The 22868-nt window shown below is 74.1% G+C and carries 17 protein-coding genes; 8 read left to right on the top strand and 9 right to left on the bottom strand.

The window, feature by feature from the left end; all coding sequences use genetic code 11:
• Window positions 1-70: 70 nt before the first annotated feature.
• From ACFP3U_RS00275 to tdh, 7 genes are all read right to left on the bottom strand, one after another.
• Window positions 71-202, bottom strand: coding sequence for a hypothetical protein (locus tag ACFP3U_RS00275; protein ID WP_380222965.1), 132 nt, complete (start codon window positions 200-202; stop codon window positions 71-73).
• Window positions 203-344: 142 nt separating this feature from the next.
• Window positions 345-2192, bottom strand: a complete 1848-nt coding sequence (locus ACFP3U_RS00270; RefSeq protein WP_380222964.1) for an AfsR/SARP family transcriptional regulator — start codon at window positions 2190-2192, stop codon at window positions 345-347.
• Window position 2193: 1 nt separating this feature from the next.
• Window positions 2194-2817: a helix-turn-helix domain-containing protein gene (locus ACFP3U_RS00265; RefSeq protein ID WP_380223292.1), complete on the bottom strand. Its 624-nt coding sequence runs from the start codon at window positions 2815-2817 to the stop codon at window positions 2194-2196.
• A 101-nt stretch (window positions 2818-2918) separates the two neighbouring features.
• On the bottom strand, window positions 2919-3902 hold the full coding sequence (locus tag ACFP3U_RS00260) for a LysR family transcriptional regulator (RefSeq protein WP_380222963.1): 984 nt from the start codon (window positions 3900-3902) through the stop codon (window positions 2919-2921).
• A 97-nt stretch (window positions 3903-3999) separates the two neighbouring features.
• Window positions 4000-6096 carry a phosphatase PAP2 family protein gene (locus tag ACFP3U_RS00255; protein ID WP_380222962.1) on the bottom strand — a complete coding sequence of 699 codons (2097 nt, stop codon included), beginning with the start codon at window positions 6094-6096 and terminating at the stop codon, window positions 4000-4002.
• A gap of 470 nt (window positions 6097-6566) precedes the next feature.
• Window positions 6567-7760, bottom strand: a complete 1194-nt coding sequence (locus ACFP3U_RS00250; RefSeq protein WP_380222961.1) for a glycine C-acetyltransferase — start codon at window positions 7758-7760, stop codon at window positions 6567-6569.
• Between the two features lie 46 nt (window positions 7761-7806).
• A complete protein-coding gene (gene tdh, locus ACFP3U_RS00245) occupies window positions 7807-8835 on the bottom strand; it encodes an L-threonine 3-dehydrogenase (protein ID WP_380222960.1) in 1029 nt (342 codons plus the stop codon).
• 748 nt (window positions 8836-9583) lie between these two features.
• Between tdh and ACFP3U_RS00240 the strand changes: the two genes are divergently transcribed.
• The gene (locus ACFP3U_RS00240) at window positions 9584-11047 is read left to right on the top strand and encodes a serine hydrolase domain-containing protein (RefSeq protein WP_380222959.1); all 1464 of its coding nucleotides are present in this window, start codon (window positions 9584-9586) and stop codon (window positions 11045-11047) included.
• 80 nt (window positions 11048-11127) lie between these two features.
• Here the strand turns inward: ACFP3U_RS00240 and ACFP3U_RS00235 are convergent, their stop codons facing one another.
• A complete protein-coding gene (locus ACFP3U_RS00235) occupies window positions 11128-12189 on the bottom strand; it encodes an ATP-dependent DNA ligase (protein WP_380222958.1) in 1062 nt (353 codons plus the stop codon).
• A 176-nt stretch (window positions 12190-12365) separates the two neighbouring features.
• On the opposite strand from ACFP3U_RS00235, the gene ligD reads away from it, so the two are divergent.
• The 3 genes from ligD to ACFP3U_RS00220 all read left to right on the top strand — a co-directional run bounded on the left by ligD (window position 12366) and on the right by ACFP3U_RS00220 (window position 14961).
• Window positions 12366-13364 carry a non-homologous end-joining DNA ligase gene (gene ligD / locus ACFP3U_RS00230; RefSeq protein WP_380223291.1) on the top strand — a complete coding sequence of 333 codons (999 nt, stop codon included), beginning with the start codon at window positions 12366-12368 and terminating at the stop codon, window positions 13362-13364.
• Between the two features lie 74 nt (window positions 13365-13438).
• The gene (locus tag ACFP3U_RS00225; RefSeq protein ID WP_380222957.1) at window positions 13439-14095 is read left to right on the top strand and encodes a GNAT family N-acetyltransferase; all 657 of its coding nucleotides are present in this window, start codon (window positions 13439-13441) and stop codon (window positions 14093-14095) included.
• Window positions 14092-14961, top strand: coding sequence for an aminoglycoside phosphotransferase family protein (locus tag ACFP3U_RS00220; RefSeq protein WP_380222956.1), 870 nt, complete (start codon window positions 14092-14094; stop codon window positions 14959-14961). The genes ACFP3U_RS00225 and ACFP3U_RS00220 overlap by 4 nt, the downstream gene beginning before the upstream one ends.
• A gap of 461 nt (window positions 14962-15422) precedes the next feature.
• On the opposite strand, the gene ACFP3U_RS00215 is transcribed toward ACFP3U_RS00220, so the two are convergent.
• The gene (locus ACFP3U_RS00215; RefSeq protein WP_380222955.1) at window positions 15423-16622 is read right to left on the bottom strand and encodes an 8-amino-7-oxononanoate synthase; all 1200 of its coding nucleotides are present in this window, start codon (window positions 16620-16622) and stop codon (window positions 15423-15425) included.
• A gap of 226 nt (window positions 16623-16848) precedes the next feature.
• Here ACFP3U_RS00215 and ACFP3U_RS00210 point away from each other — a divergent pair, with 226 nt between their 5' ends.
• The 4 genes from ACFP3U_RS00210 to ACFP3U_RS00195 all read left to right on the top strand — a co-directional run bounded on the left by ACFP3U_RS00210 (window position 16849) and on the right by ACFP3U_RS00195 (window position 22848).
• Complete coding sequence (locus ACFP3U_RS00210) at window positions 16849-17280, top strand: hypothetical protein (RefSeq protein ID WP_380222954.1); 432 nt, start codon at window positions 16849-16851, stop codon at window positions 17278-17280.
• Window positions 17281-17299: 19 nt separating this feature from the next.
• Window positions 17300-19549, top strand: a complete 2250-nt coding sequence (locus tag ACFP3U_RS00205) for a hypothetical protein (RefSeq protein WP_380222953.1) — start codon at window positions 17300-17302, stop codon at window positions 19547-19549.
• Window positions 19550-19605: 56 nt separating this feature from the next.
• Window positions 19606-20292, top strand: a complete 687-nt coding sequence (locus ACFP3U_RS00200; RefSeq protein WP_380222952.1) for a hypothetical protein — start codon at window positions 19606-19608, stop codon at window positions 20290-20292.
• 63 nt (window positions 20293-20355) lie between these two features.
• A complete protein-coding gene (locus ACFP3U_RS00195) occupies window positions 20356-22848 on the top strand; it encodes a DEAD/DEAH box helicase (protein WP_380223290.1) in 2493 nt (830 codons plus the stop codon).
• Window positions 22849-22868: the final 20 nt, after the last annotated feature.

The raw sequence follows: 22868 nt of genomic DNA, 5'->3' as shown, positions 1-22868 counted from the left end.
CCGGCGGTTCGGGCCGCCGGGGCCGGATGGCCCGCTCAGGCGTCATGGCTCGACGACCGGACGGATCGGGTCAGAGCGCCGCGCTGTTGTTGATGATGCAGATGTCCTCGACGAGACCGTCGTCCTCCACCTCGACACCGTGCGCGACGACGTCGACGTCCTCGTCCTCGGCGGTCGGCTCCGGGTTGATGGAGTCGCTCATGCTGACCTCCCTCTGCAGTGCGGCGTCCGCTACGCCGGCCCGGGAGAAACGTAGGGACCTCCGGTATGACGGCGATTAGGCGGCGGTTCGATTTCGGTATGACGGTTGGTCAGATGCCGTTCACCATTCGGGTGTTGGCGGCTCAGTGGTGACGGGCCGGCACCCGGTCGGCGGTCCGGGCGGCCCGCTCCCGGGCGTACGCGTACAGCAGCGCCGGCATCTCGTACCGCACGGTGTGGGCGAGCCCCTCCGCGCCGGCGACGGTGAGCAGGCTGGCCTCCAGGAGGTCCTCCAGCACCCGTACGGCCGTCCCCGGGTCGCAGTCCAACGCCGCGGCGGCCCGGTCCAGGGTGAACACCGGGCGGGCCAGCAGGCCGAGCCGCAGCACCGCCCAGTGCGCGGCCTCCGGCAGCTCGCCGACCGACTCGGCCAGCCGCACCCGCACCAGCGGGTCGCCGCCGCACAGCTCGTCCAGCAGGGCCCGCCCGCCGGCCAGCCGCGCGCCGTACTCGCCCAGCGGGACGTGCCGCAGGAAGGCCAGCCGGTCGGCGACCAGCCGCACCCCGAGCGGCAGCAGCCCGGTCGCGCGGACGATCCTGGCGGCGGACTCCCGGTCCGCGTCGACCCGTTCGGCGCCGATCGTCCGGCCGAGGAGCTCCACCGCCTCGTCCACCGTGAGCGGCGGCAGCCAGAGCCGGTGGGCGCCCTCAAGCCCGATCAGCCGGGGCCGGGCGGTGACCACGACGGCGCTCTCGCCGGCCTCCGGCAGTAGCGGGCGGACCTCCGACTCGCGGCGGGCGTCGTCGACGACCACCAGCGCGCGGCGCCCGGTCAGCCACAACTGCCAGGCCCAGCGCGGGTCGGACGGCTCGGCGGGCGGCGGCGCGCCGGGCGGCCCGTCCCGTCCGCCGGGGGCGGTGGCGGCCAGCAGTTGGCGCAGCACGTCCTCCAGCGGGCGCAGCCGGCCGTCCTCGCCGCGCAGCCGCACGAACAGCCGGCCGTCCGGGAAGTGCCCGGCGAGCCGGTGCGCGGTGTGGACGGCCAGCGCGGTCTTGCCCGCGCCGAGCGGTCCGGTCACCACGGCCAGCCGGCCGGCGTCCCCGGTGAGTACCTCGGTCAGCCGGCGCACGGCGGAGGCGCGGCCGGTGAACGCGGGCGGGTCGGTGGGCAGCAGGTTCGGCGCCGCCGGGCGGTGCGGGCGCGGTGCCGGTGGCGGCCGCAGCTCGGCGGAGGCGGCGGGGCGCGGCGGGACCGGGCCGGCCTCGCAGAGCAGCGAGCGGTAGAAGCGGGCCAGCGCGGGGCTGGGCGGCAGGCCGAGCTCGTGGGCCAGCGCCTGCCGCAGCTCGTCGTAGACGGCGAGTGCCTCGGAGCGCCGCCCGGCCTGGCACAGCGCGGTCATCTGCAGCATCCGCAGCCGTTCGCGCAGCGGGTGCCGCTGGGCGGTCTCGGTGGCGCGCTCGATCGCCTCCGCCCCGTGGCCGGCGGCGAGTTCGGCGTCCAGCCAGTCCTCGAACACGCCGAGGAAGCGGCGGTCCAGGCGCTGCGCGGCCGTGTCGATCAGCGGGACGTCCCGGAACCCGTCGAGCGCCGACCCGCGCCACAGCCCCAGCGCCTCGCCGAGCGCCCCGGCCCGGGCCCGCTGTTCGAAGCGGAGCGCGTCGAGCTCCGCCTCGGCGGTGTGCAGGATGTAGCCGCCGGCCTGGTGGCTGATCCGGGTGGCGCCCGGCCCGCAGGTCGGGTCGGCCTCTGTCCCGGGCTCGGGGCCGGTCAGTCGGCGCAGTCCCGACACGTAGACCTGGAGGTTCTTCCGGGCGGTGCGCGGCGGCGCGTCGTCCCAGAGCGCCTCGACCAGTGCGTCGGCCGACAACCGGGTATTCGCGTGGGACAGCAGAGCCGCCAGGAGGACCTGTTGCTTCCGCGATCCCGGGTCGACCGCACGACCGTTCTCCAGCACGCGCAGCGGCCCGAGAATCCCGAATCTGACCGCCATCTCACGCCAACTTGATGACGAAGGAATGCCCTTCCACCTCGGCGTCCGAAACGGCGTCGAGCCGCTGTTTGACGGAATTGAGGACGGTCACCTCGTCCTCGGTGAGCCGGGACAGCACGTCCCGCTGTTCCAGTGTCAGCAGGTCGACCGGGTTGCCCGCCTGCCGGAGGGCGGCGAGGGCGTCGAATGTCATGGTCCCCTCCTTCTCGGATGCCAGATCATCATCACCGGCGCCCGGGACGCCGTCCATGAGACCTTTGGGCCAGGGGCCGCCGCCGGCCGGGGAGGACGCGAGGATCAGCGCGAGCAGCCCGGCCTGAAGTCTTGATCGGAGTCCGAGTTTCGCCAGGATGGCGGTGACGAACCGTTTGACGGTGCGTTCGCTGATGCTGAGTTCGTAGGCGATCGAGCGATTGTCGTACCCCAGGCCCAGCAGTTGCAGCACGGTGCGCTCGCGGGGGGTCAGCGCCCCGGCCAGCGGGAGCGCCGCCGCCGGCGGTGGCAGCCCCGGCGCGCGTGGCGCTCCGCACGCCGGACACACCGGATCTCCACCACCCATCGACGGGATCCCCCCTCCGGCGGCACACCACTGCGGTGCCCTCATGCTGACGGTCCCGTCGAACACCGGCAAGAGGACGAGCGTGCCCGGATGGTGCCAGCAGCCCGTCCAACCCCACCGCCCCCACCACCCCCGGGCCGGCGCGGTCGGGTCTCGTCGAGGGAGTCTCAGGATCGGGGCGGCGTGCCGGGGGTGTCGGGGGCGTCAGGGGTGCCGTGGGTCGCCGGGGCCGTCGGGGCCGCGGGCGCGGTCGGGGCGGCGTCGGCGAGGGCGTCGAGGACCGGGCGGATGAGGGGGTGCCCGTCGGCGCCGGCGCGCACGGCGGCGAAGACCCGGCGGGTGGCGAGGGCGCTGTCGACGGGGCGGACGGCGACGTGGGCGAGATCGACGCCGAGCAGGGCCGAGCGCGGGACGAGCGCCACGCCGGCGCCGGCCGAGGCGAGGGCGACGACGGCGCGGAAGTCGTCGGAGGAGTGCACCAGGCGCGGCTGGAAGCCGGCGTGCTCGCAGGCCAGCAGCACCACGTCGTGACACGGGTTGCCCGGGTAGGGGCCGATCCACGGCTCGTCGCCGAGGTCGGCCATCGCGATCGGGCCCTCGGCCGCGGCCAGCGGGTGGGCGAGCGGCAGCACCGCCTCGAAGGGTTCGGCGTAGAGGGGGACGCGGGTGAGGCGGGCGTCGTCGGCGCGCGGGGCGCCCCGGTACTCGACGGCCACCGCGAGGTCGGCGCGGCCGTCCAGCACCATCGGCAGGCTGGCGTCGCCCTCCGCGTCGAGCACCTTGAGGCGGACGCCGGGGGCACGGGTCGCGAGGATGCCGATCGCGGGCGCGAGGACGAGGGAGATGCCGGTGGCGAAGGAGGCGACGGTCACCTCGCCGGAGACGCCCGCACTGTACGCGGCGAGGTCGGCCTCGGCGCGTTCGAGCTGGGCGAGCACGGCGTCGGCGTGCCCCAGCAGGATCTCCCCGGCGGCGGTCAGCCGCACGCCCCGGCCCTCGCGGGCCAGCAGGTGGTGGCCGGTCTCCTGCTCCAGCGCGGCCAGCTGCTGCGAGACCGCGGAGGGGGTGAGGTAGAGCGCCGCCGCCGCGGCGGTCACCGTCCGGTGGTCCGCCACCGCTCGCAGGGTCCGCAGCCGTCTCGCGTCGATCACAAGGCCAATTCTGCCAGCGTCGGCGGGGCTCCCGGGGCGGGGCGGCGAAGCGCTGCGCGGGGCGGCGGCGGAGTGGGACGTCGGACCGGCCGACTTCCTACTCCCGGCGGCGCTCCGTGCGACCGTCCGGCGGGCGGTGTTCCGAGGAGCGGTCGGGCGGGTGCTGGGGCTGTAGGTCGGGCGGGCGCTCGGGTGGGCGGTCGGGGAGGTCCGGGGGCCCGGCCGCGCCGTGGGCGAGGGCGCCGAGGACGGGTCGGTCCGCCGGAGCGGGAGGACGCGGTCCGGACGGCGCGGGGGCGCGGTCGGTGAGCAGCCGGCCGGTGAGCAGGAAGGCCACCAGACCGCCGGCGGACAGCACCGCCACGCCGCCGACCGCGTCCAGCACCCAGTGGTTGGCGGTGGCCAGCACGACCACGAAGGTCGTCACCGGGTAGAGCGCCGCCAGGGCGCGCAGCCACGGCGACCGGACGGTGGTGACCACCACCAGGGCGGCCCACGCCGACCAGGCGATGTGCAGCGAGGGCATCGCCGCGTACTGGTTGGTGAGCGCGGTCAGCGCCCCGAGCGGGGCGTCCGCGGGAGCACCGCCCGGGTCCTCTCGCAGGCCGAACTCCGGGACCAGCCGGGGCGGCGCCAGCGGGTACCCCCAGAAGCCGAGCAGGGCGAGGCCGGTGGCGGCGAACAGGACGGTGCGCGCGGTGCGGTACCGGCCGGGGTGGCGGGCGTAGAGCCAGAGCAGCACGGCGAGCGGGACGGCGAAGTGCAGGACCTTGTAGTACTCCTGCGCGGCGTCGCGCAGGCCCTCGCCGGCCCGCAGCGCCCAGCCGTTGACGGCGGGTTCGAGGTCGAGGTGGAGGGTCTGCTCCAGGTGGTACAGGCGGCGGGCGTGGTCGGTGGCGACGGCGACCCGGTCCGGGGCGGCGTTGCGGATGTAGGTGTAGACGCCGTAGCCGACCTGGATGAACAGCAGCTCCAGCACGGGATTGGGCCGGGAGACCGGGCGCAGCCGGGCGGGCAGCAGCGGGACGTAGCGTCGCCTGCCGGTGCGCCCGGTGGGCGGCGGGCCGGGGGCACGGTGCAGCCGCCAGTACGGGTCGGTGCGGCGGCGGAACGGCAGCACGGCGGCCGCGGCGAGCGCGACCAGGACGGGGGCCTTGCGCAGCAGCAGGCCGCTGACGGGTTCGATACCGGGGTCGAGGAGGGTGGCGGGCAGCAGGGCGACGGTGGCGGCGATCACCGGCCACAGCGCGCGGTCCTCCGGGCGGCGGCCGAGCCGGCCGGTGGCGGCGAGCAGCAGCCAGCCGAGGTCGGCCGGACCGGCGACGGGGGCGACGGCCGCGGTGGCGCAGCCGAGGACGCCGGCCGCGAGCAGGGGTTGGCCGTCGGCGGCGAGGGCGCGGGCGCGGCGCAGGGCGAGCAGCGCGGCGGCGAGGGCCACGGCGAGCCAGCCGGCGAACAGCGGCGGGCCGCCGTGCAGGCCGAGGCGGTGGAGCAGGGCGAGCGCGGTCAGATCGGCGGGGTCGGTGATGGCGGCGGGGTCGGCGAAGCGCCGGTGGAAACGCGCGGTGCGGGCAGGATCGGCCAGCCGGACGGCGGTGTGCACGGCGGCGGCGGTGGCCAGCGCGACCAGCGCGGGCCGGACGCGGGCGAGCCGCGCCCGGGCGGGGGCGCGGGCCGGGCGACCGGGGAGGACGGCGGGGAGGAAGAGGAGCGCGACGGGGTGGAGCGCTATGCCCACGCCGAGCGCGAGGCCCGCCGTGGGCGGCGCGGTCGGACGGCGGGGCAGGACGTCGAACAGGACGAGGGCGATGGTGGCGAGGCCGAGGACGGCGTCGGCCGGGTGGCCGCGCAGTTCGGCGCTGATCAGGACGGCCGCCGCGGCGAGCGTCCCGACCGAGGCCGGAGCGGGGACGCCGGGCGGCGGGTGGCGGGCGACCAGGGCGCCGACCGACGCGACGGCGGCCACGGCGACGAGCAGCAGGACGGCCCGCAGGCCGGCGGACGGCGGGGGCGGCCAGGCCGCGAACAGCAGCGGCAGCGCCGGCCGGCGCCCGGCGGCGTCGGCGAGGGTGGTCCAGGTGACGAGCCCGGCGGCGGTCAGGGCGAGCAGCCGGAGGAGCAGGGTGAGCACGGGCGGGACGCCGGGCGCCCTCGACGCCCGGGGCGTCGGGGGCGTCGCCCTGCGCACCGCCATCCCGTTCCTCCCGCCGCGGCTCCTCTTCTGTTCTCTCCCCGCCGACTCTCGGCGCCCGCCCACCCGCGCGCACTCCGGAGGGCGCCGGGCGGGTGGTCCGCCCGGGTTGGTGCCACTACCCCGGTTCCGGGCTCCGCACTTTGCAAAGTGTGCACTTTGCAAAGTGCAGAGCCTGTTTGTCCTGGTAGAGGGACGTCACAACGCACTTTGCAAAGTTTTCTGGGTGTTTGCAAAGTGCCGACCGAGGCCCCCGGAAACCGCGAACGGGAGTGGGAAGTCGGCCGGGCCGACTTCCCACTCCCGCGGCGGGAGGGTGGGGCAGGTGGTCTTGGTGCCGTGCGGCGGATTGGGAGCCCGTGGCGCGTCCGGTTGCGAGCGGACGCGCCACAGGCGATCGAGGGGGGAGCCGGCCCGGAGGGCGCTCCCCGGACACCGCGGCGGTGACGGGTGGGGATCGTGCGGGCTGCGGGCTACTCCCCCAGCACGGAACGCGCGTCGATGAACGCCGCCACGGCGCGCTCGACGTCCTCGGTGGTGTGGGCCGCGGAGAGCTGGACCCGGATCCGGGCCTGGCCGTGCGGGACGACCGGGTAGGAGAAGCCGATCACGTACACACCGCGCTCCAGCAGCAGCTCGGCGAGCCGCCCTGCCTTGGCCGCGTCGCCGATCATCACCGGCGCGATCGGGTGGTCGCCCGGCAGGATCTCGAAGCCGGCCTCGGTCATCTTCGAGCGGAACAGCGCGGTGTTGGCCGCCAGCCGCTCCCGCAGCTCGTTGGAGCGCTCGACGAGGTCCAGCACCTTCAGCGAGGCCGCCGCGATGACCGGCGCCAGCGAGTTCGAGAACAGGTACGGCCGCGACCGCTGGCGCAGCAGGGCGACGATCTCCCGGCGGGCGGCGACGTAGCCGCCGGACGCGCCGCCGAGCGCCTTGCCGAGGGTGCCGGTGATGATGTCGACGCGGTCCATGACGCCGTGCAGCTCGGGCGTGCCGCGCCCGCCCGCGCCGACGAAGCCGACGGCGTGCGAGTCGTCGACCATGACCATGGCGTCGTAGCGGTCGGCGAGGTCGCAGATCTCGCGCAGCGGGGCGACGTAGCCGTCCATCGAGAAGACGCCGTCGGTGACGATCAGGCGGCGGCGGGCGCCCTGGCTCTCCTTGAGCTGCTGCTCCAGGTCGGCGAGGTCGCGGTTGGCGTAGCGGTGGCGGCGGGCCTTGCACAGGCGGATGCCGTCGATGATGCTCGCGTGGTTGAGGGCGTCGGAGATGACGGCGTCGCGCTCGTCGAGCAGGGTCTCGAAGACGCCGCCGTTGGCGTCGAAGCAGGAGGAGTAGAGGATCGTGTCCTCCTGGCCGAGGAACGCGGAGAGCCGGTCCTCCAACTGCTTGTGGACGTCCTGGGTGCCGCAGATGAAGCGGACGGACGCCATGCCGTAGCCCCAGCGGTCGAGCGCGTCCTTGGCGGCGTCGAGCACCTCGGGGTGGTCGGCGAGGCCGAGGTAGTTGTTGGCGCAGAAGTTGAGGACCTCGCCCGGGGTGCCGCCGGCGGTGACGGTGACGGCGGCGCTCTGCGGGGTGCCGATGACGCGCTCCGGCTTGAAGAGACCGGCTTCGCGGATCTCTTCGAGGGTGGCGGCGAGGTCGTCGCGCACGTTGTCGAACACAGCTGCTCCTAAACGGATCGTCGGATCGTCAGATCGGCGAGGGTACTCAGGCGGTCCAGTCGAGGATGACCTTGCCGCAGCGGCCGCCGGCCGCCTCGTCGAACGCGGCTTCGAAGTCCTCGGCGGCGTACCGGCCGGTGATCACGGGGCTGAGGTCGAGGCCGCCCTCCAGGAGGACGGACATCGCGTACCAGGTCTCGAACATCTCGCGGCCGTAGATGCCCTTGATGGTGAGCATCGAGGTGACGACGGAGGCCCAGTCGATGGGGAACTGCTCGGCGGGCAGGCCGAGCATGGCGATCTTCCCGCCGTGGGTCATGTTGGCGATCATCGACTGCATCGCCTCGGGGCGGCCGGACATCTCCAGGCCGACGTCGAAGCCCTCGCGCAGGCCGAGCTTGCGCTGGCCGTCCTCGATGGTCTCCTCGGCGACGTTGAGCGCCAGCGTGACGCCGACCTGGCGGGCGAGGTCGAGGCGGTACGGGGAGACGTCGGTGATCATCACGTTGCGGGCGCCGGCGTGCTTGGCGACGGCGGCGGCCATGATGCCGATCGGGCCGGCACCGGTGACCAGCACGTCCTCGCCGACCAGCGGGAAGGACAGCGCGGTGTGCACGGCGTTGCCGAACGGGTCGAAGATCGCGGCGACGTCGAGGTCGACCGGGACCCGGTGCACCCAGACGTTGGAGGCGGGCAGCGCGACGTACTCGGCGAAGGCGCCGTCGCGGTTGACGCCGAGGCCCACGGTGTTGCGACACAGGTGGCGGCGGCCGGCCAGGCAGTTGCGGCACTTGCCGCAGACCAGGTGGCCCTCGCCGCTGACCAGGTCGCCGACGGAGATGTCCGCGACGCCGGCGCCGATCTCGGCGACCTCGCCGACGAACTCGTGGCCGAGCACCAGCGGGGTCCGGATGGCCTGCTGGGCCCAGCCGTCCCACTTGCGGATGTGCAGGTCGGTGCCGCAGATGCCGGTGCGCAGCACCTTGATGAGCACCTCGCCGGGGCCGATCGCCGGGGTGGGGACGTCCATCAGCCAGAGTCCGGGCTCGGCCTTCTGCTTGACGAGTGCCTTCACGGCGGTGGCTCCTGACGCACGGTGGGGCGACCTGGTGTGGGCAGGCCGACGGGGCCCGGCGTGGCGGCCCTCGGGAGGGCCGGAGGGTCCTGGCGGGGGCCGGGATCCCTGACCTCGATCCTGGCGTCCGCACTCCGGGCAGGCAGAAATCTGCCTGGTGGGAGGGGGTGCGGTCCATCGAGGAATTCTTAAGGGCCGCGACAGCTGGGCTAAACGATCGTGCCCGAGCTGGGCTCGGGGGCCCTCGCGGCGTGCCGGGCGGCACTCCGACGGCGCAGCGCGCGGCGCGTGCGCGGGGCGCGCACGGCGCTGTCCGGGCGGTGGCGGTGGCGGCCCCGCGCCGCAGGGCGGGCGAGGGACTGTTTGCAAAGTCCCCACTTTGCAAAGTCGCGGACGCGGAGCCGAACCCGGACCCGGTGGGACTTTGCCAACACACACTTTGCAAAGTGGGGACTTTGCAAAGTCACCCCCGGCCCCCGGGGTCAGTCGCGGCGGACGGCGACGGTGTGCCGTGCGCACCCTACGCGGGCGCCGGTAGGGGGCGGGTCATGGTGCCGGACGGACCGCCGGGGTGCGAGCCGGGCCGGGCCGGGTGGCTGAGGCGGGCCGAGGGGTGGGTCCGTTCGGGCCAGCGGGCGGCCGCCGGGCGCGCGGGGCGGTCCGGGCGCGCATACGGTGGCGATCGCTCCCCCTTGCGGGCCCGTGGAGCGCTGCTCCGGGCCCGTCCGGCCCAGAGAGGCGCCTCGACATGACGAACCGTGTGACGACCCGTGCGACGGCCCCCGGGCCCGACCGGGCCACGACCCCCCGCCGCCGTCCCGCCCCCCGTCTCGCTCCCCGTCCCGCCGCCCGGCCGGCCACCCGGCCGGCCCCGCTGGCGCTGGTGCTGGCGCTGGCCGGGCTGCTGGCCTCCGCCGGGTGTTCGGGCGGCGGGTCGACCGGCGCGCCGGCGGCCGGGGAGGTGACGGCCGTTCCGGCGGCGCTGAGCCCCTCGGCGTCGGGTCCGAGCGCCACCGCCACCCCGCTGAGTCCCTCACCGACTACCGGCAGCCCGTCGGCGGCTCCCACCGTGCTGCCGCTGACGCCCGACGTGACGTCACGGCTGGACGCGGCGGTGCAGCGGGTGCTGACGGAGGCCTCGGTGCCGGGGGTGATCGTCAACCTGTCCACGCCGAAGGGCGACTACCTGAAGGCCTTCGGCGTGTCCGACAAGGTCGCGGGCACGGCGATGGTGACCGGGCTCAACATGCGGATCGGCAGCGAGACCAAGACCTTCACCGTCACCGGTCTGCTGCGGCTGGTGGACCAGGGCAAGGCCGGGCTCGACGACCCGATCGGCAAGTACGTCGCGGGGGTGCCGAACGGTGACTCGATCACCCTGCGGCAACTGGCCGACATGCGCAGCGGCCTGTTCTCGTACAGCGAGGACGAGGCCTTCGTGACGGCGCTCCAGTCGGACCCGCAGCGCCAGTTCACGCCGGACCAGTTGCTCGCGTACGCGTTCAAGCACCCGGTGAACTTCGCGCCGGGGGCCGAGTTCGAGTACTCCAACACCAACACGGTGCTGATCGGGAAGGTGATCGAGAAGCTGGGCGGGCGGCCGCTCGGCGAGTTCCTGAAGAAGGAGGTGTTCGACCCGGCGGACCTGGGCCGGACGGTGTTCCCGACGACCAACGCCTTCCCGCAGCCGCACGCCCGGGGCTACACCAACCAGACGGCGGACGGGACGATCGCCGACGCCACGGACTGGAACCCGTCCTGGGGGTGGGCGGCGGGGGCGATCATCTCGGACCAGGCGGACCTGAAGAAGTGGGCGAAGGTGCTGGCCACGGGCACGCTGCTGACCCCGCAGACGCAGGCGCAGCGGCTCCAGCCGCAGCCCTCGGCGGTGCCGGACACCTGGTACGGGCTGGGGTTGTTCTACAACCACGGGTGGATCGGGCACAACGGCTCGCTGCCGGGCTACCAGTCGGTGGTGGTGTACCTGCCGTCGGCGCAGGCGTCGTTGGTGGTGCTGCTGAACACGGACATCCCGTTCAACGGTTCGGCGCCGTCGACCCTGTTCGCGAAGGCGATCACGGAGGTCGTCTCGCCCGGGAACGTCTACGACCTGCCGGCGGCGCCGGCGGGCGGGGACGAGTCGCCGGGCACGCCGACCGGTTCGGCCTCGGTGTCGACCTCGGTCACCCCGCCGGTGCCGTCGACGGCCTGAACCGGCGGTCTGAACCAACGGCCTGAGCCGGCGGTCTGAACCGGCGGCCCGGCGACCCCGGACGCGCTGGTGGCGGGCGGTCAGCCGCCCAGCACCCGGGCCAGGTCGTACGAGACCGGCTCCTCCAACTGCTCGTACGTACAGCTCGCCGGCGTCCGGTCCGGCCGCCAGCGGCGGAACTGCGCGGTGTGCCGGAAGCGGGTGCCCTCCATGTGGTCGTAGGCGACCTCGACGACGCGTTCGGGCCGCAGCGGGACCCAGGAGAGGTCCTTCTTCCCGGTCCAGCGGCTCTGCGCGCCGGGCAGCCGGGCGTCGGCGTGCGCGGCCTCGTCGGCCCACGCGCCCCAGGGGTGGCCGGAGAGGTCGGTGGTGCGCAACGGGGCCAGTTCCTCGGCGAGTTCGCGGCGGCGGGCCATCGGGAACGCGGCGCAGACTCCGACGTGCTGGAGGCGGCCCTCGGCGTCGTGGATCCCGAGCAGCAGGGAGCCGACGACCGGTCCGCTCTTGTGCTCGCGGTAGCCCGCCACCACGCAGTCGGCGGTGCGCTCGTGCTTGATCTTGTACATGGTGCGTTCGCCGGGTCGGTAGGGCTGGTCCAGGGGCTTGGCGACGATCCCGTCCAGGCCGGCGCCCTCGTACTGGGCGAACCAGGTCTCGGCGAGCTCGCGGTCGGTCGCGGCGGGGGCGGTGAAGACGGGGTCGGCGGCGTCGGCGAGCGCCGTTTCGAGGGCGGCGCGGCGTACGGCGAGGGGCTCGTCGAGCAGGGAGGCGTCGCCGAGGGCGAGCAGGTCGAAGGCCACGAAGGAGGCGGGGGTGCGTTCGGCGAGCAGTTTGACCCGGCTGGCGGCGGGGTGGATGCGTTCGAGGAGTTCCTCGAAGCGCAGCCGGCCGTCGCGGGCGATGACCACCTCGCCGTCGAGGACGCAGCGCGGGGGTGTCTCGCGGCGCAGGGCGTCGACGAGTTCGGGGAAGTAGCGGGTGAGGGGTTTGCCGGTGCGGCTGCCGAGTTCGACCTCGTCGCCGTCGCGGAAGACGATGGTGCGGAAGCCGTCCCATTTGGCCTCGTACTGCATGCCGGGCGGGATCTTCGCGACGGACTTGGCGAGCATCGGGGCGACGGGCGGCATCACGGGCAGGTCCATGGTCCCGATCCTCCCGCCGGAGCGGGCCCGCCGCGCGGTGGCGCGCAGGTCGGCACAGGCGTGCAGGTCAGCGCAGGCCCCCAGGTCAGCACAGGTGCCCAGCTCAGCACAGGTACGCAGCTCAGCACAGGCGCGGTGGGCGGGCCGCGCTTAGCGTGAGTGGCATGGGCTCTGCCGTGGAACTGGATGTCGCCGGGCGCACCGTCCGGCTGTCGAACCCGGACAAGGTGTACTTCCCGGAGCGCGGCTTCACCAAGCTGGACGTCGCGGAGTACTACCTGGCGGTCGCGGACGGGGTGCTGCGCGGACTGCGGGACCGGCCGACCACGCTGCAGCGGTTCCCGGACGGGGTGGAGGGCGAGTTCTTCTACCAGAAGCGGGCGCCTAAGGGCCTGCCCGACTGGCTGCCGACGGCGCGGATCGCCTTCCCCAGCGGCCGTTCGGCGGACGAGATCTGCCCGACCGAGCCGGCGGCGGTGCTGTGGGCGGCGAACCTGGGCTGTCTGACCTTCCACCCGTGGCCGGTGCGCAGGTCCGACACCGACCATGTGGACGAGCTGCGGATCGACCTGGACCCGCAGCCGGGCACGGACTTCCGGGACGCGGTGCGGATCGCGCGCGAGCTGCGGGCCGTCCTGGAGGAGCAGGGCCTGCGGGGGTGGCCGAAGACCTCGGGCGGGCGCGGGGTGCACGTGTACGTGCCGCTGGTGCCGGAGTGGACGTTCACCGACGGGCGGCACGCGGTGATCGCGCTGGGCCGGGAGCTGGAGCGGCGGCTGCCGGGGCGGGTGACGACGGCGTGGTGGAAGGAGGAGCGCGGGGAGCGGATCTTCGTCGACTACAACCAGATGGCGCGGGACCGGACGATCGCCTCCGCGTACTCGCTGCGGGCCCGGCCGCGGGCGACCGCGTCGACGCCGCTGACCTGGGAGGAGCTGGACGACGCGCTGCCGGAGGACTTCGACCTGCGGACGGTGCCGGCCCGGTTCGCGGAGGTGGGCGATCCGCACGCGGGGATGGCGGACGAGGCGTTCCGGCTGGAGGGGCTGCTGGAGCTGTACGAGCGGCAGGTCGCGGAGGGCGCGCACGGGGAGCTGCCGTACCCGCCGGACCATCCGAAGGCGGCGGGCGAGCCGACCCGCGTGCAGCCGAGCCGGGCCCGGAAGAAGACCTGACCCCTGAAGCCCGATCGGGGTGTGACGTGATCACGTAGGCTGACCGCCGACGAAGATCACAAAGGGGGCGCACGGTGGGTGTACGGGGGCTGCGGGAGATCCTGGCGGACGCGGCGGGCGGGCTGTTCCCGCCGTCGGACGGATCGGTGACGGTGGTGCCGCAGCCGTCGCCGCGCGAGGCCGGGGTGGTGTCCTTCTCCGCCCACGCGGTGGTGTTCACCGACGAGGACCCGGACTGGGTGCGGGCGACGCTGGCCGCCGTACCGAGCGACCCGCTGGCGGCGCCGCTCTGCCCGCCCTTCCTCACCGCGTTCGCGCGGCGCACCGGCCGGGTGAACGGCAACATCGACCTGCTGACCGTGGCCGACCGCCTGCCCGGTGAGCCGCCGCTGGCGCTCACCCCGGTCGCGGACCGGGGGCATCCGCGGGTGGTGCGCGCGCTGCGCTACCGCGAGGACGTGCGGGTCTTCGAGGCGGACGGCGGGCTCGGGGTCCTGGTGCTGGGTCGCGGCGTCGCCGGGCGCTGGGAGTGCTCGGTGGAGGTCGACCCGGCGGCGCGCGGACGCGGCCTGGGGCGGGCGCTGGCCGTGGCGGCCCGGCACCTGCTGCCGGAGGGCGACCGGCTCTGGTCGCAGCAGGCTCCGGGCAACGCGACGAGCGTGCGGGCCTTCCAGGCGGCCGGCTACCGGCCGGTGGGCGCGGAGACCCTGCTGGTGCTGGGGCAGCCGTGAACCCTCTGACGATCGTCCCCGAGGAGGTGCGGGCCCGGCTGGTGACCCGCTTCGGCCCGGGCGCCGAGGCCTGGTGCGCGGAGCTGCCGCGGCTGGTCGACGCGCTGGCCGAGCGCTGGGGGCTGGCGGTGCGGGCGGCCGGCGGGGGCGGCACGGCGCGGGTGTTCCGCTGCGAGCGGCCGGCCGACGGCGCGGCCGTGTGGCTCAAGCTGACGCCGGACGCCGAGGTGGCCCGGCAGGAGGCGGTGGCGCTGACCGCGTGGCGGGAGGTGCCGTCGGTGGTGCGTCCGCTGGAGCAGGACGCCGGGGCCGGGGCGCTGCTGCTGGCCGACGTCGCGCCGGGGACGCCGCTGCGCGAGCACGGCTGGCGCCCGGCGGACGTCGCCGGGCTGCTGGGCGAGCTCCGCTCGGTGGCCGCGCCGCCCCGCGCCGCGCTCCCCTCCCTGGCGGAGCGCGCCGAGTTCCTCTTCGACCTGACCGAGCGCCGGGCGCCGGGGGTGCCGACGGCGAACGCCCGGGCCCTCGCCCGCGAACTGACCGGCGACGGCAGCCCGCTGGCGCTCGTCCACGGCGACCTGCACCCGGCCAATGTGCTGCTCGGCCCGGCCGGTCCGGTGGCCATCGACCCGCGCGCCTGCCTGGGCGACCCGGACTTCGACCTGGTCGACTGGGCCCTCGACGGCGTGACCGACCCGGCCGCGCTGGCCGCCCGGATCGCCGAACTGGCCCGCCTGGTGCCGGGCGCGGACGCCGACCGGCTCCTCGCCTGGTGCCGCGCGACGGCCGTCCTGATCGCCGCCCCGCGCATCGCGGCCGGCCGCCGGGACGACGGGACGGCGTTCCTGCGGGAGCTCGCGGGGCTGTAGGAGCTGTGGGTGGCCCGGGTTCGTCAGCGGCCGTCGGCGGGCGGAGCGGGCGGGGGCACGGACCGGCGTCCGGTCGGCCGGGCCGTCGTCCCGACCGGAGGACCGGCGGTCCGGCGGAGCGTGAACCGGCCCGCGGTCCGGCGGCCGTCCCGGCGCCCAGGACCGCGCCCCGGACCGCGCTCGGCCGACTCCAGCTCCCGCCGCAGATCCGCCAGGATCGTGGAGCCGGCCTGGAAGTCGTACGACTCCAGCCCGGCGAGGTCGAGGTCCGAGCGGAGGGCGGCGATCGCCAGATTGCGCCACCGGTAGAGGTCCTCCGGCTGCGGGCCGCCGTCCCGCGCCGACCGCCGACCGCCGACCGCCGACCGCCGACCGGGCCGCCAGTATGACAGCCGGACGATCAGTCACCAATGCTCTGTCTCAGCGGAGTTGACCGCAGTGTCCGACCGGGCGAGGTGGGATCAGCCCGCCGTCTCGGCGCCCTCCGGGGCGGTGGCCGCGATGATGCGGACGGCGTCGGCGATCTGAGTGTCCGTCAGGTCGCCGCGGGCGGTGAGGCGGAGGCGGGAGACGCCGTCGGGGACGGACGGGGGGCGGAAGCAGCCGACGGCGAGGCCCGCGCGGCGGCAGTCGGCGGCCCAGGCGACGGCGGCCTCGGGGCCGGGGGCGCGGACGGAGACGACGGCCGCGTCGGGGGTGGAGGCGTGCAGGCCGGCGGCGGTGAGGCGGGCGGCGAGGGTGCGGGCGACCTCGCGGGCGCGGTCGGCGCGGTGGGGTTCGGCGCGCAGCAGGCGCAGGGCGCCGAGGGCGGCGCCGGTGGCGGCGGGGGCCAGGCCGGTGTCGAAGATGAAGGTACGGGCGGTCTCGACGAGGTGGCGCACGACCCGGCGCGGGCCGAGGACGGCGCCGCCCTGGGAGCCGAGCGACTTGGAGAGGGTGACGGTGGTGACCAGGTCGGGCGCGCCGGCGAGGCCGGCGGCGGCCGGGGCGCCGGCGCCGCCGGGGCCGAGGACGCCGAGGCCGTGCGCGTCGTCGACGAGCAGGGCGGCGCCGAACCGGCGGGTGACGGTGGCGAGTTCGGCGAGCGGGGCGGCGTTGCCGTCGACCGAGAAGACGGAGTCGGTGACGACCAGGGCGCGGCGCCGGGCCCGTCCGGCGAGGATGTCGGCGACGGCCCGCGGGTCGCTGTGCGGGGCGCGGTGGACGTCGGCGCGGGCGAGCCGGCAGCCGTCGATCAGCGAGGCGTGGTTGTAGGCGTCGGAGACGATCAGGGTGTCGGGGTCGGTGAGCGCGGTGAGCGCGGCGAGGTTGGCGGTGTAGCCGGAGGAGAACACCAGGGCGGCCTCCGCCCCGCAGAACGCGGCGAGCTCCTCCTCCAGTTCGGTGTGCAGCGCGGTGGTGCCGGTGACCAGCCGGGAGCCGGTCGCCCCGCCGCCCCAGCGCAGCGCGGCATCGGCGGCGGCCCGGGTGACGGCGGGGTGCCGGGTGAGCCCGAGGTAGTCGTTGCCCGCGAGGTCGAGCACCGGATCGTCGGCGGGCCTGCTGCGCAGCGTCCGGGTGAGTCCGGCCGCGGCCCGCTGCTCGGCGGTCTCGTCGAGCCAGTCGAAGACGGCGCCGGGGGCGGCGGGGACGGACGGGGCGGGCGCGACGCGGTTGACCATGGTCGGCACTCTGGCACGGCGGGCGCGGGGCGGGCAATGTGCGGCTGAGCACAGTCGTGACGGCGGCGCGCACATCCTGTTCATCCGGATTCCACCGAGACAATCCCTCCGCTTCATTTCCATTCCCATGAAATGGCAAAGAATTCAAAGATTCGGTCATGAGTTTCCGTCTTTTGTTCGCTCCCGATTAGCCTCGCCACCGTTCCGGACATGGGGGGATACACAAGTGGCGGACCTGGAATTCGAGCGACGGATGAACCCGTGGCTGTTCGACAGCTCGGGCAACCTGACCGCGGAGGCGAAGCAGCAGTTCCCGGACCTGGCGGGCGCGAACGCCGCCCCGGTGTCACTGGCCGGCGGGCAGACCCTGAAGGCCGACCCGCCGCTGCTGCAGAAGGCCGCGCAGAACGCGCACGCCCTTCAGGCCGCCGTCAAGACCGAGCTCACCCAGCCGGCCCAGCACGTAGCCGCCGCGGCCGCCGCGCTCAGCGGGTGGGAGACCGGCGGCCGGCTGACCACCGCCTGGAGCATCTGGTCGGACCAGGCGAACAACCTCTCCCTGGAGGTCGGCCGGCTGGCCGGGAACCTCGACACCACCGCCCGGAACTACGCGCAGACCGAGGCCGCCATCCACGCCCAGTTCGCGCCGCAGCAGTAGCAGAGGAACGACGCCGACCATGGTCACCTTCAGCCAGCTCCAGCACGTCGACCTCACCGCCCTCTCGGCCGCCGCCGGCGACTTCGAGCAGCTGCTCCGCAAGTGGGACCTCACCACCCGGATGCAGAACGACGTCATCGGCGCCGTCCAGCACTCCGGCTGGCACGGCGACACCGCCGGCACCGCCGCCACCGCGCTCACCAAGACCCGGGACAACATCCACAACGCCTTCGAGGAGGGCTCGGCGATCGCCCGCGCCCTGCGCGACGCGCACGACGAGTTCGCGGCCGCCAAGAAGGACCTGGAGACGGCGCTGCGGCACGCCGCCGACAAGGGCCTCACCGTCGCCGCCGACGGCAGCGTCCACTGGCCGCCCGCCACCGACCAGGCCGACCGCAACGATCCCGACTACGCCAGGACCAACCAGGCCAACGCCACCGCCGTCGCCAAGGAGATCGCCGCCGCGCTCGACCGCGCCACCGAGGCCGACACCGGCGCGGCGAGCGCGCTCGCCCTGGACACCGGCAACGACACCACCGAGTTCAACCCCCTCGCGGTCGGCGGCATCGCCGAGGCCGACGCCGCGGACGCCGCCCGGATCGTCCGCGCCGGGGGCAAGGCCACCGACGCCGAACTCGCCCACCTCCGGTCGCTGCTCGAACACCACGGCGCCGACCCGCGGTTCGCCTCCGCCTTCTACGGCAAGCAGGACCCGCAGACCTTCCTCGCCTCCTACGGCGCCCTCGCCCAGAGCGCCGACTTCGCCGGCAGCCCGGCGCGCGCGGACGCGGTCAAGCACATCCAGGACGGCCTCGGCCTCACCCTGGCCACCGCCACCGACAGCAAGCAGCAGCCGCACGTCTCCGACGACTGGGAGGCGCGCCTGCGCAAGGCCGGCGCCACCCAGATCCCCGTCCCGGCGGGCGCCGACCCGGCGCACAGCCCGTACGGCTACCAGATCCTCGGCAACATCCTGCGCAGCGGGAAGTACGACCCGCACTTCCTCAACCCGGTCGCCGAGCACGTCACCCAGCTCACCAACGAGAACCCGATGCGCTGGGACGCGGCCGGCAAGGCGACCTACCCGTTCACCGAGCTCAAGTTCGTCGGCGTGCCGGACAAGGACGGCAACATCCGGGGCATCAACCCGATGTCCGCCGTCCTGGAGGCCCTCGGCCACAGCCCGGAGGCGGCCACCAAGTTCTTCCACGACGCGCCGACCACGTACAACCCGGACGGCACGGTCAAGAGCACGGGCGGCAAGAACACCTACTTCGAGATGTTCACCGACAAGGGCGAGCGCTCGCTGCTGCTCGACCAGCAGTACCCGCCCCGCCCCAACCCGGGCACCGCCGACCCCTTCGACGTCACCGCCCTCGGCCACGCCCTGGAGGCGGCCACCACGGGCAAGGCGTACGACGACACGGCCGGGAAGTTCCCGCCGCACACGGCGGCGATGGAGGGCCTGATGAAGCAGGTCGTGGACAAGTTCGGCACCGGCGAGGGCCCGGACCTGCTGCGCGGCGAGCACGCGCCCTTCGCCAGCCTCAACGGCAGCCTCGGCGACATGACGGCCAACTACATCGGCGATGTCCAGGACGCCATGGAAGGTAAGGGCGCCGAGAAGCACCTCCTCGACCCAACCGCTGTCACACGGCTGGTCGGCACGCTCGGCCACGACCCGAACGCCTACGCCGCGATCGCGGCCGGGCAGCAGGCGTACACCACGGCCCAGATCGAGGACGTGTTCGCCCACCCCGAGCTGCACAAGGACCTGTCCCTGGCGATCGAGAACATCGCAAAGCCGGCCGGGCAGGTCAACGGCCTGCTCACCAGCGCCATGGTCGACGAGGTGTACACCCAGCAGACCACCAGTGACGCCAAGTACAACGAGGCCGTCAACAGCAAGCGGGAACTCGCCGGCCAGCTCTGGTCGTTCGCCGGCGACGCGCTGAAGGAGCGGGCGCCCCTGATCGGCGAGGGCATCGACGCCGCGGCCAACAAGATCATGGACAGCTTTGCCGACAGCTACAAGGTGGACACCCGCAACGAGGCGATCGACAAGGCCGGCGGATGGGTGGAGAACGCCGAGGCCAACGCTCAGCAGGCGATCATCAGCGCGGTCCGCGACGGCGGCCGCAACGCGGGCGTCGACCCGAACTACATCAACGATGTCGCCCGCCGCGCCGCCAACGAGGAGAACACCGGCTTCACCAGCGGCAAGGGCGCCTACGACCATCACTTTCCCACGAAGCCGAAGGAAGGCTAGACGTGCCCGCCATCCCGACAGCAACACCCCCGGCCACGACCGAGAGCGTTTGAGACATGGTTGACGTCGCCCACATCATCCCGCCCGCCCCCGACGACCCGCCCCCGCGCCGGTCCCGGGTCCGCCCCTGGCACGCCGCCGTCGCCCTTGTGATGACCGCAGCCGTGGGCGGCGGACTGTGGGCGTGGAAGCCGTGGCAGTCCGTGGAGGTGCCGACCAGCGCCTGCTGGGGGCTTCTCACCGGCGACCAGATCAGGCCGCTGGTCGGCGCGGACGGCCGAGCGCAGGAGCACACCCCGCGCGGCGACCTGTCCGGCCGGAGTGAGCAGGTCAGCTGCGGGGTCACCTGGAGCCCCACGGGCGACGACTTCGCCGTGAGGATCCAAGTCCGACAACTGATGGAGTCCTCGGCCCAGTCGCAGACCCGGTCGATGACCGCAGCCGTTGCGGCCGGCGACGGAACGAAGGTGCTCGACCTCGGTACCGGCACCAGCGCCTGGCTCCATCTCGGGAGCCGCCCGGTGGTGCTCTTCCGGTGCGACAGCGACCGGCAGGCGCACCCCGAGGACGTCTACCGGGAGGTAGCCGTCAGCGGCGACATCTGGTTGTCGGGACGCCCGGCCCGGGATGTGGCCCAGGACTACACCGAGCTGGCGCTGCGCACTGCGAAGGAGGTCGTCCGCCAGGAGGGCTGCCCCGACGTCCGGCTCGCCGAGCAGGCCCCCGCCGTCCCCGCCAAGTGATCCCGGGCTTTGCCGGGGGCGGCGGCGAGCAGGCAAGATAGCCGGGTGACCCTCCTTGATCTGATGCCGAAGCCCGCCACGCCCGACGCGCTGTACGAGACGTTCGCCGCCTGGGCGGAGGAGCGCGGGATCTCGCTGTACCCGGCGCAGGAGGAGGCGCTGATCGAGCTGGTGTCGGGGAACAACGTGATCCTGGCGACGCCGACGGGCTCGGGGAAGAGCCTGGTGGCGGCGGGTGCGCACTTCGCGGCGCTCGCGGAGGGGCAGCGGACGTTCTACACGGCGCCGATCAAGGCGCTGGTGTCGGAGAAGTTCTTCGACCTGGTGAAGATGTTCGGGACCGAGCAGGTCGGCATGATGACGGGTGACGCCTCGGTGAACCCGACGGCGCCGATCATCTGCTGCACGGCGGAGGTGCTGGCGCAGATCGCGCTGCGCGACGGGGCCCGGGCGGACATCGGCCAGGTGGTGATGGACGAGTTCCACTTCTACGCGGAGCCGGACCGCGGCTGGGCCTGGCAGATCCCGCTGCTGGAGCTGCCGCAGGCGCAGTTCCTGCTGATGTCGGCGACGCTGGGCGATGTGCGGCGGTTCGAGGAGGACCTGACGCGGCGCACCGGGCGGCCGACGACGGTGGTGCGCAACACGGAGCGTCCGGTGCCGCTGTTCTACGAGTACCGCCGCACCACCATGCACGACACGCTGGAGGAGCTGCTGCAGACCGGCCAGGCGCCGGTGTACGTCGTGCACTTCACGCAGAAGGAGGCGGTGGACCGCGCGCAGTCGCTGATGAGCATCAACATGTCGTCGAAGGCGGAGAAGGACGCCATCGCCGAGCTGATCGGCAACTTCCGTTTCACCACCAAGTTCGGCCGCAATCTTTCGCGTTTCGTCCGGCACGGGATCGGTGTGCACCACGCGGGCATGCTGCCGAAGTACCGGCGGCTGGTCGAGCGCCTGGCGCAGGCGGGTCTGCTGAAGGTGATCTGCGGGACGGACACGCTCGGCGTGGGCGTCAACGTGCCGATCCGTACGGTGCTGTTCACGGCGCTGTCGAAGTACGACGGGCAGCGGGTGCGGATCCTGCGGGCCCGCGAGTTCCACCAGATCGCCGGGCGGGCCGGGCGGGCCGGGTTCGACACCGTCGGGCAGGTGGTGGCGCAGGCGCCCGAGCACGTCATCGAGAACGAGAAGGCCGTCGCCAAGGCGGGCGACGACCCGAAGAAGAAGCGCAAGATCGTCCGGAAGAAGGCGCCGGAGGGCTTCGTCGGCTGGTCGGAGGAGACCTTCCAGAAGCTGATCGGCGCCGACCCGGAGCCGCTGGTCTCCCGGTTCAAGGTGAGCCACGCGATGCTGCTGTCGGTGATCGGGCGGCCGGGCAACGCCTTCGAGGCGATGCGCAAGCTGCTCACCGACAACCACGAGGACCGGGCCGCGCAGCGCCGGCACATCCGTACGACGATCGCCATCTACCGCTCGCTGCTGGAGGGCGGCGTGGTGGAGCGGCTGCCGGAGCCGGACGCCGAGGGCCGGATCGTGCGGCTGACCCTGGACCTCCAGGAGAACTTCGCGCTCAACCAGCCGCTGTCCACCTTCGCGCTGGCCGCCTTCGAGCTGCTCGACCCGACCTCGCCGTCGTTCGCGATGGACGTGGTGTCGGTGGTCGAGGCGACCCTGGACGACCCGCGGCAGATCCTCGCCTCGCAGCAGAACAAGGCGCGCGGCGAGGCCATCGGCGAGATGAAGCGCGACGGGGTCGAGTACGAGGAGCGGATGGAGCGGCTCCAGGAGATCACCTACCCGAAGCCGCTGGAGGAGCTGCTCACCCACGCCTACGAGGTGTACCGGCGGGCGCACCCGTGGATCGGCGACCACGAGCTGCGGCCGAAGTCGGTGGTCCGGGACCTCTACGAGCGGGCGATGACCTTCTCGGACTACGTCGGCTTCTACGAGCTGGCCCGCACCGAGGGCATCGTGCTGCGCTACCTGGCGGGCGCGTACAAGGCGCTGGAGCAGACCGTCCCGGAGGACGTCAAGACCGACGACCTGAAGGACGTCATCGCCTGGCTGGGCGAGCTGGTCCGCCAGGTCGACTCCAGCCTGCTGGACGAGTGGGAGCAGCTCGCCAACCCGACCGAGCCGCAGTCCGCCGAGGTGGTGCTGGACGACAAGCCGGCGCCGGTGACGGCGAACGCGCGGGCGTTCCGGGTCCTGGTGCGCAACGAGATGTTCCGGCGGGTGGAGCTGTGCGCGCTGGAGCACTACGACGAGCTGGGCGCGCTGGACGGCGAGTACGGCTGGGACGCGGACCGCTGGGCGGACGCCCTGGACGGGTACTGGGACGAGTACGACGACCTGGGTACCGGTCCGGACGCGCGCGGCCCGAAGATGCTGATCATCGAGGAGGAGGACTCCGCCTGGCGGGTCCGGCAGATCTTCGACGACCCGGCGGGCGACCACGACTGGGGGATCAGCGCCGAGGTCGACCTGTACGGCTCGGACGAGGAGGGCCGCGCGGTGGTGCGGGTCACCGCCGTGGACCGGCTGGGCGGCTGACGGGTCGCAAGAGCGCGAAC

Source organism: Kitasatospora misakiensis (assembly GCF_042656005.1).
GTDB lineage: Bacteria > Actinomycetota > Actinomycetes > Streptomycetales > Streptomycetaceae > Kitasatospora > Kitasatospora misakiensis.
This window is presented reverse-complemented; position numbering and strand designations above follow the sequence as displayed.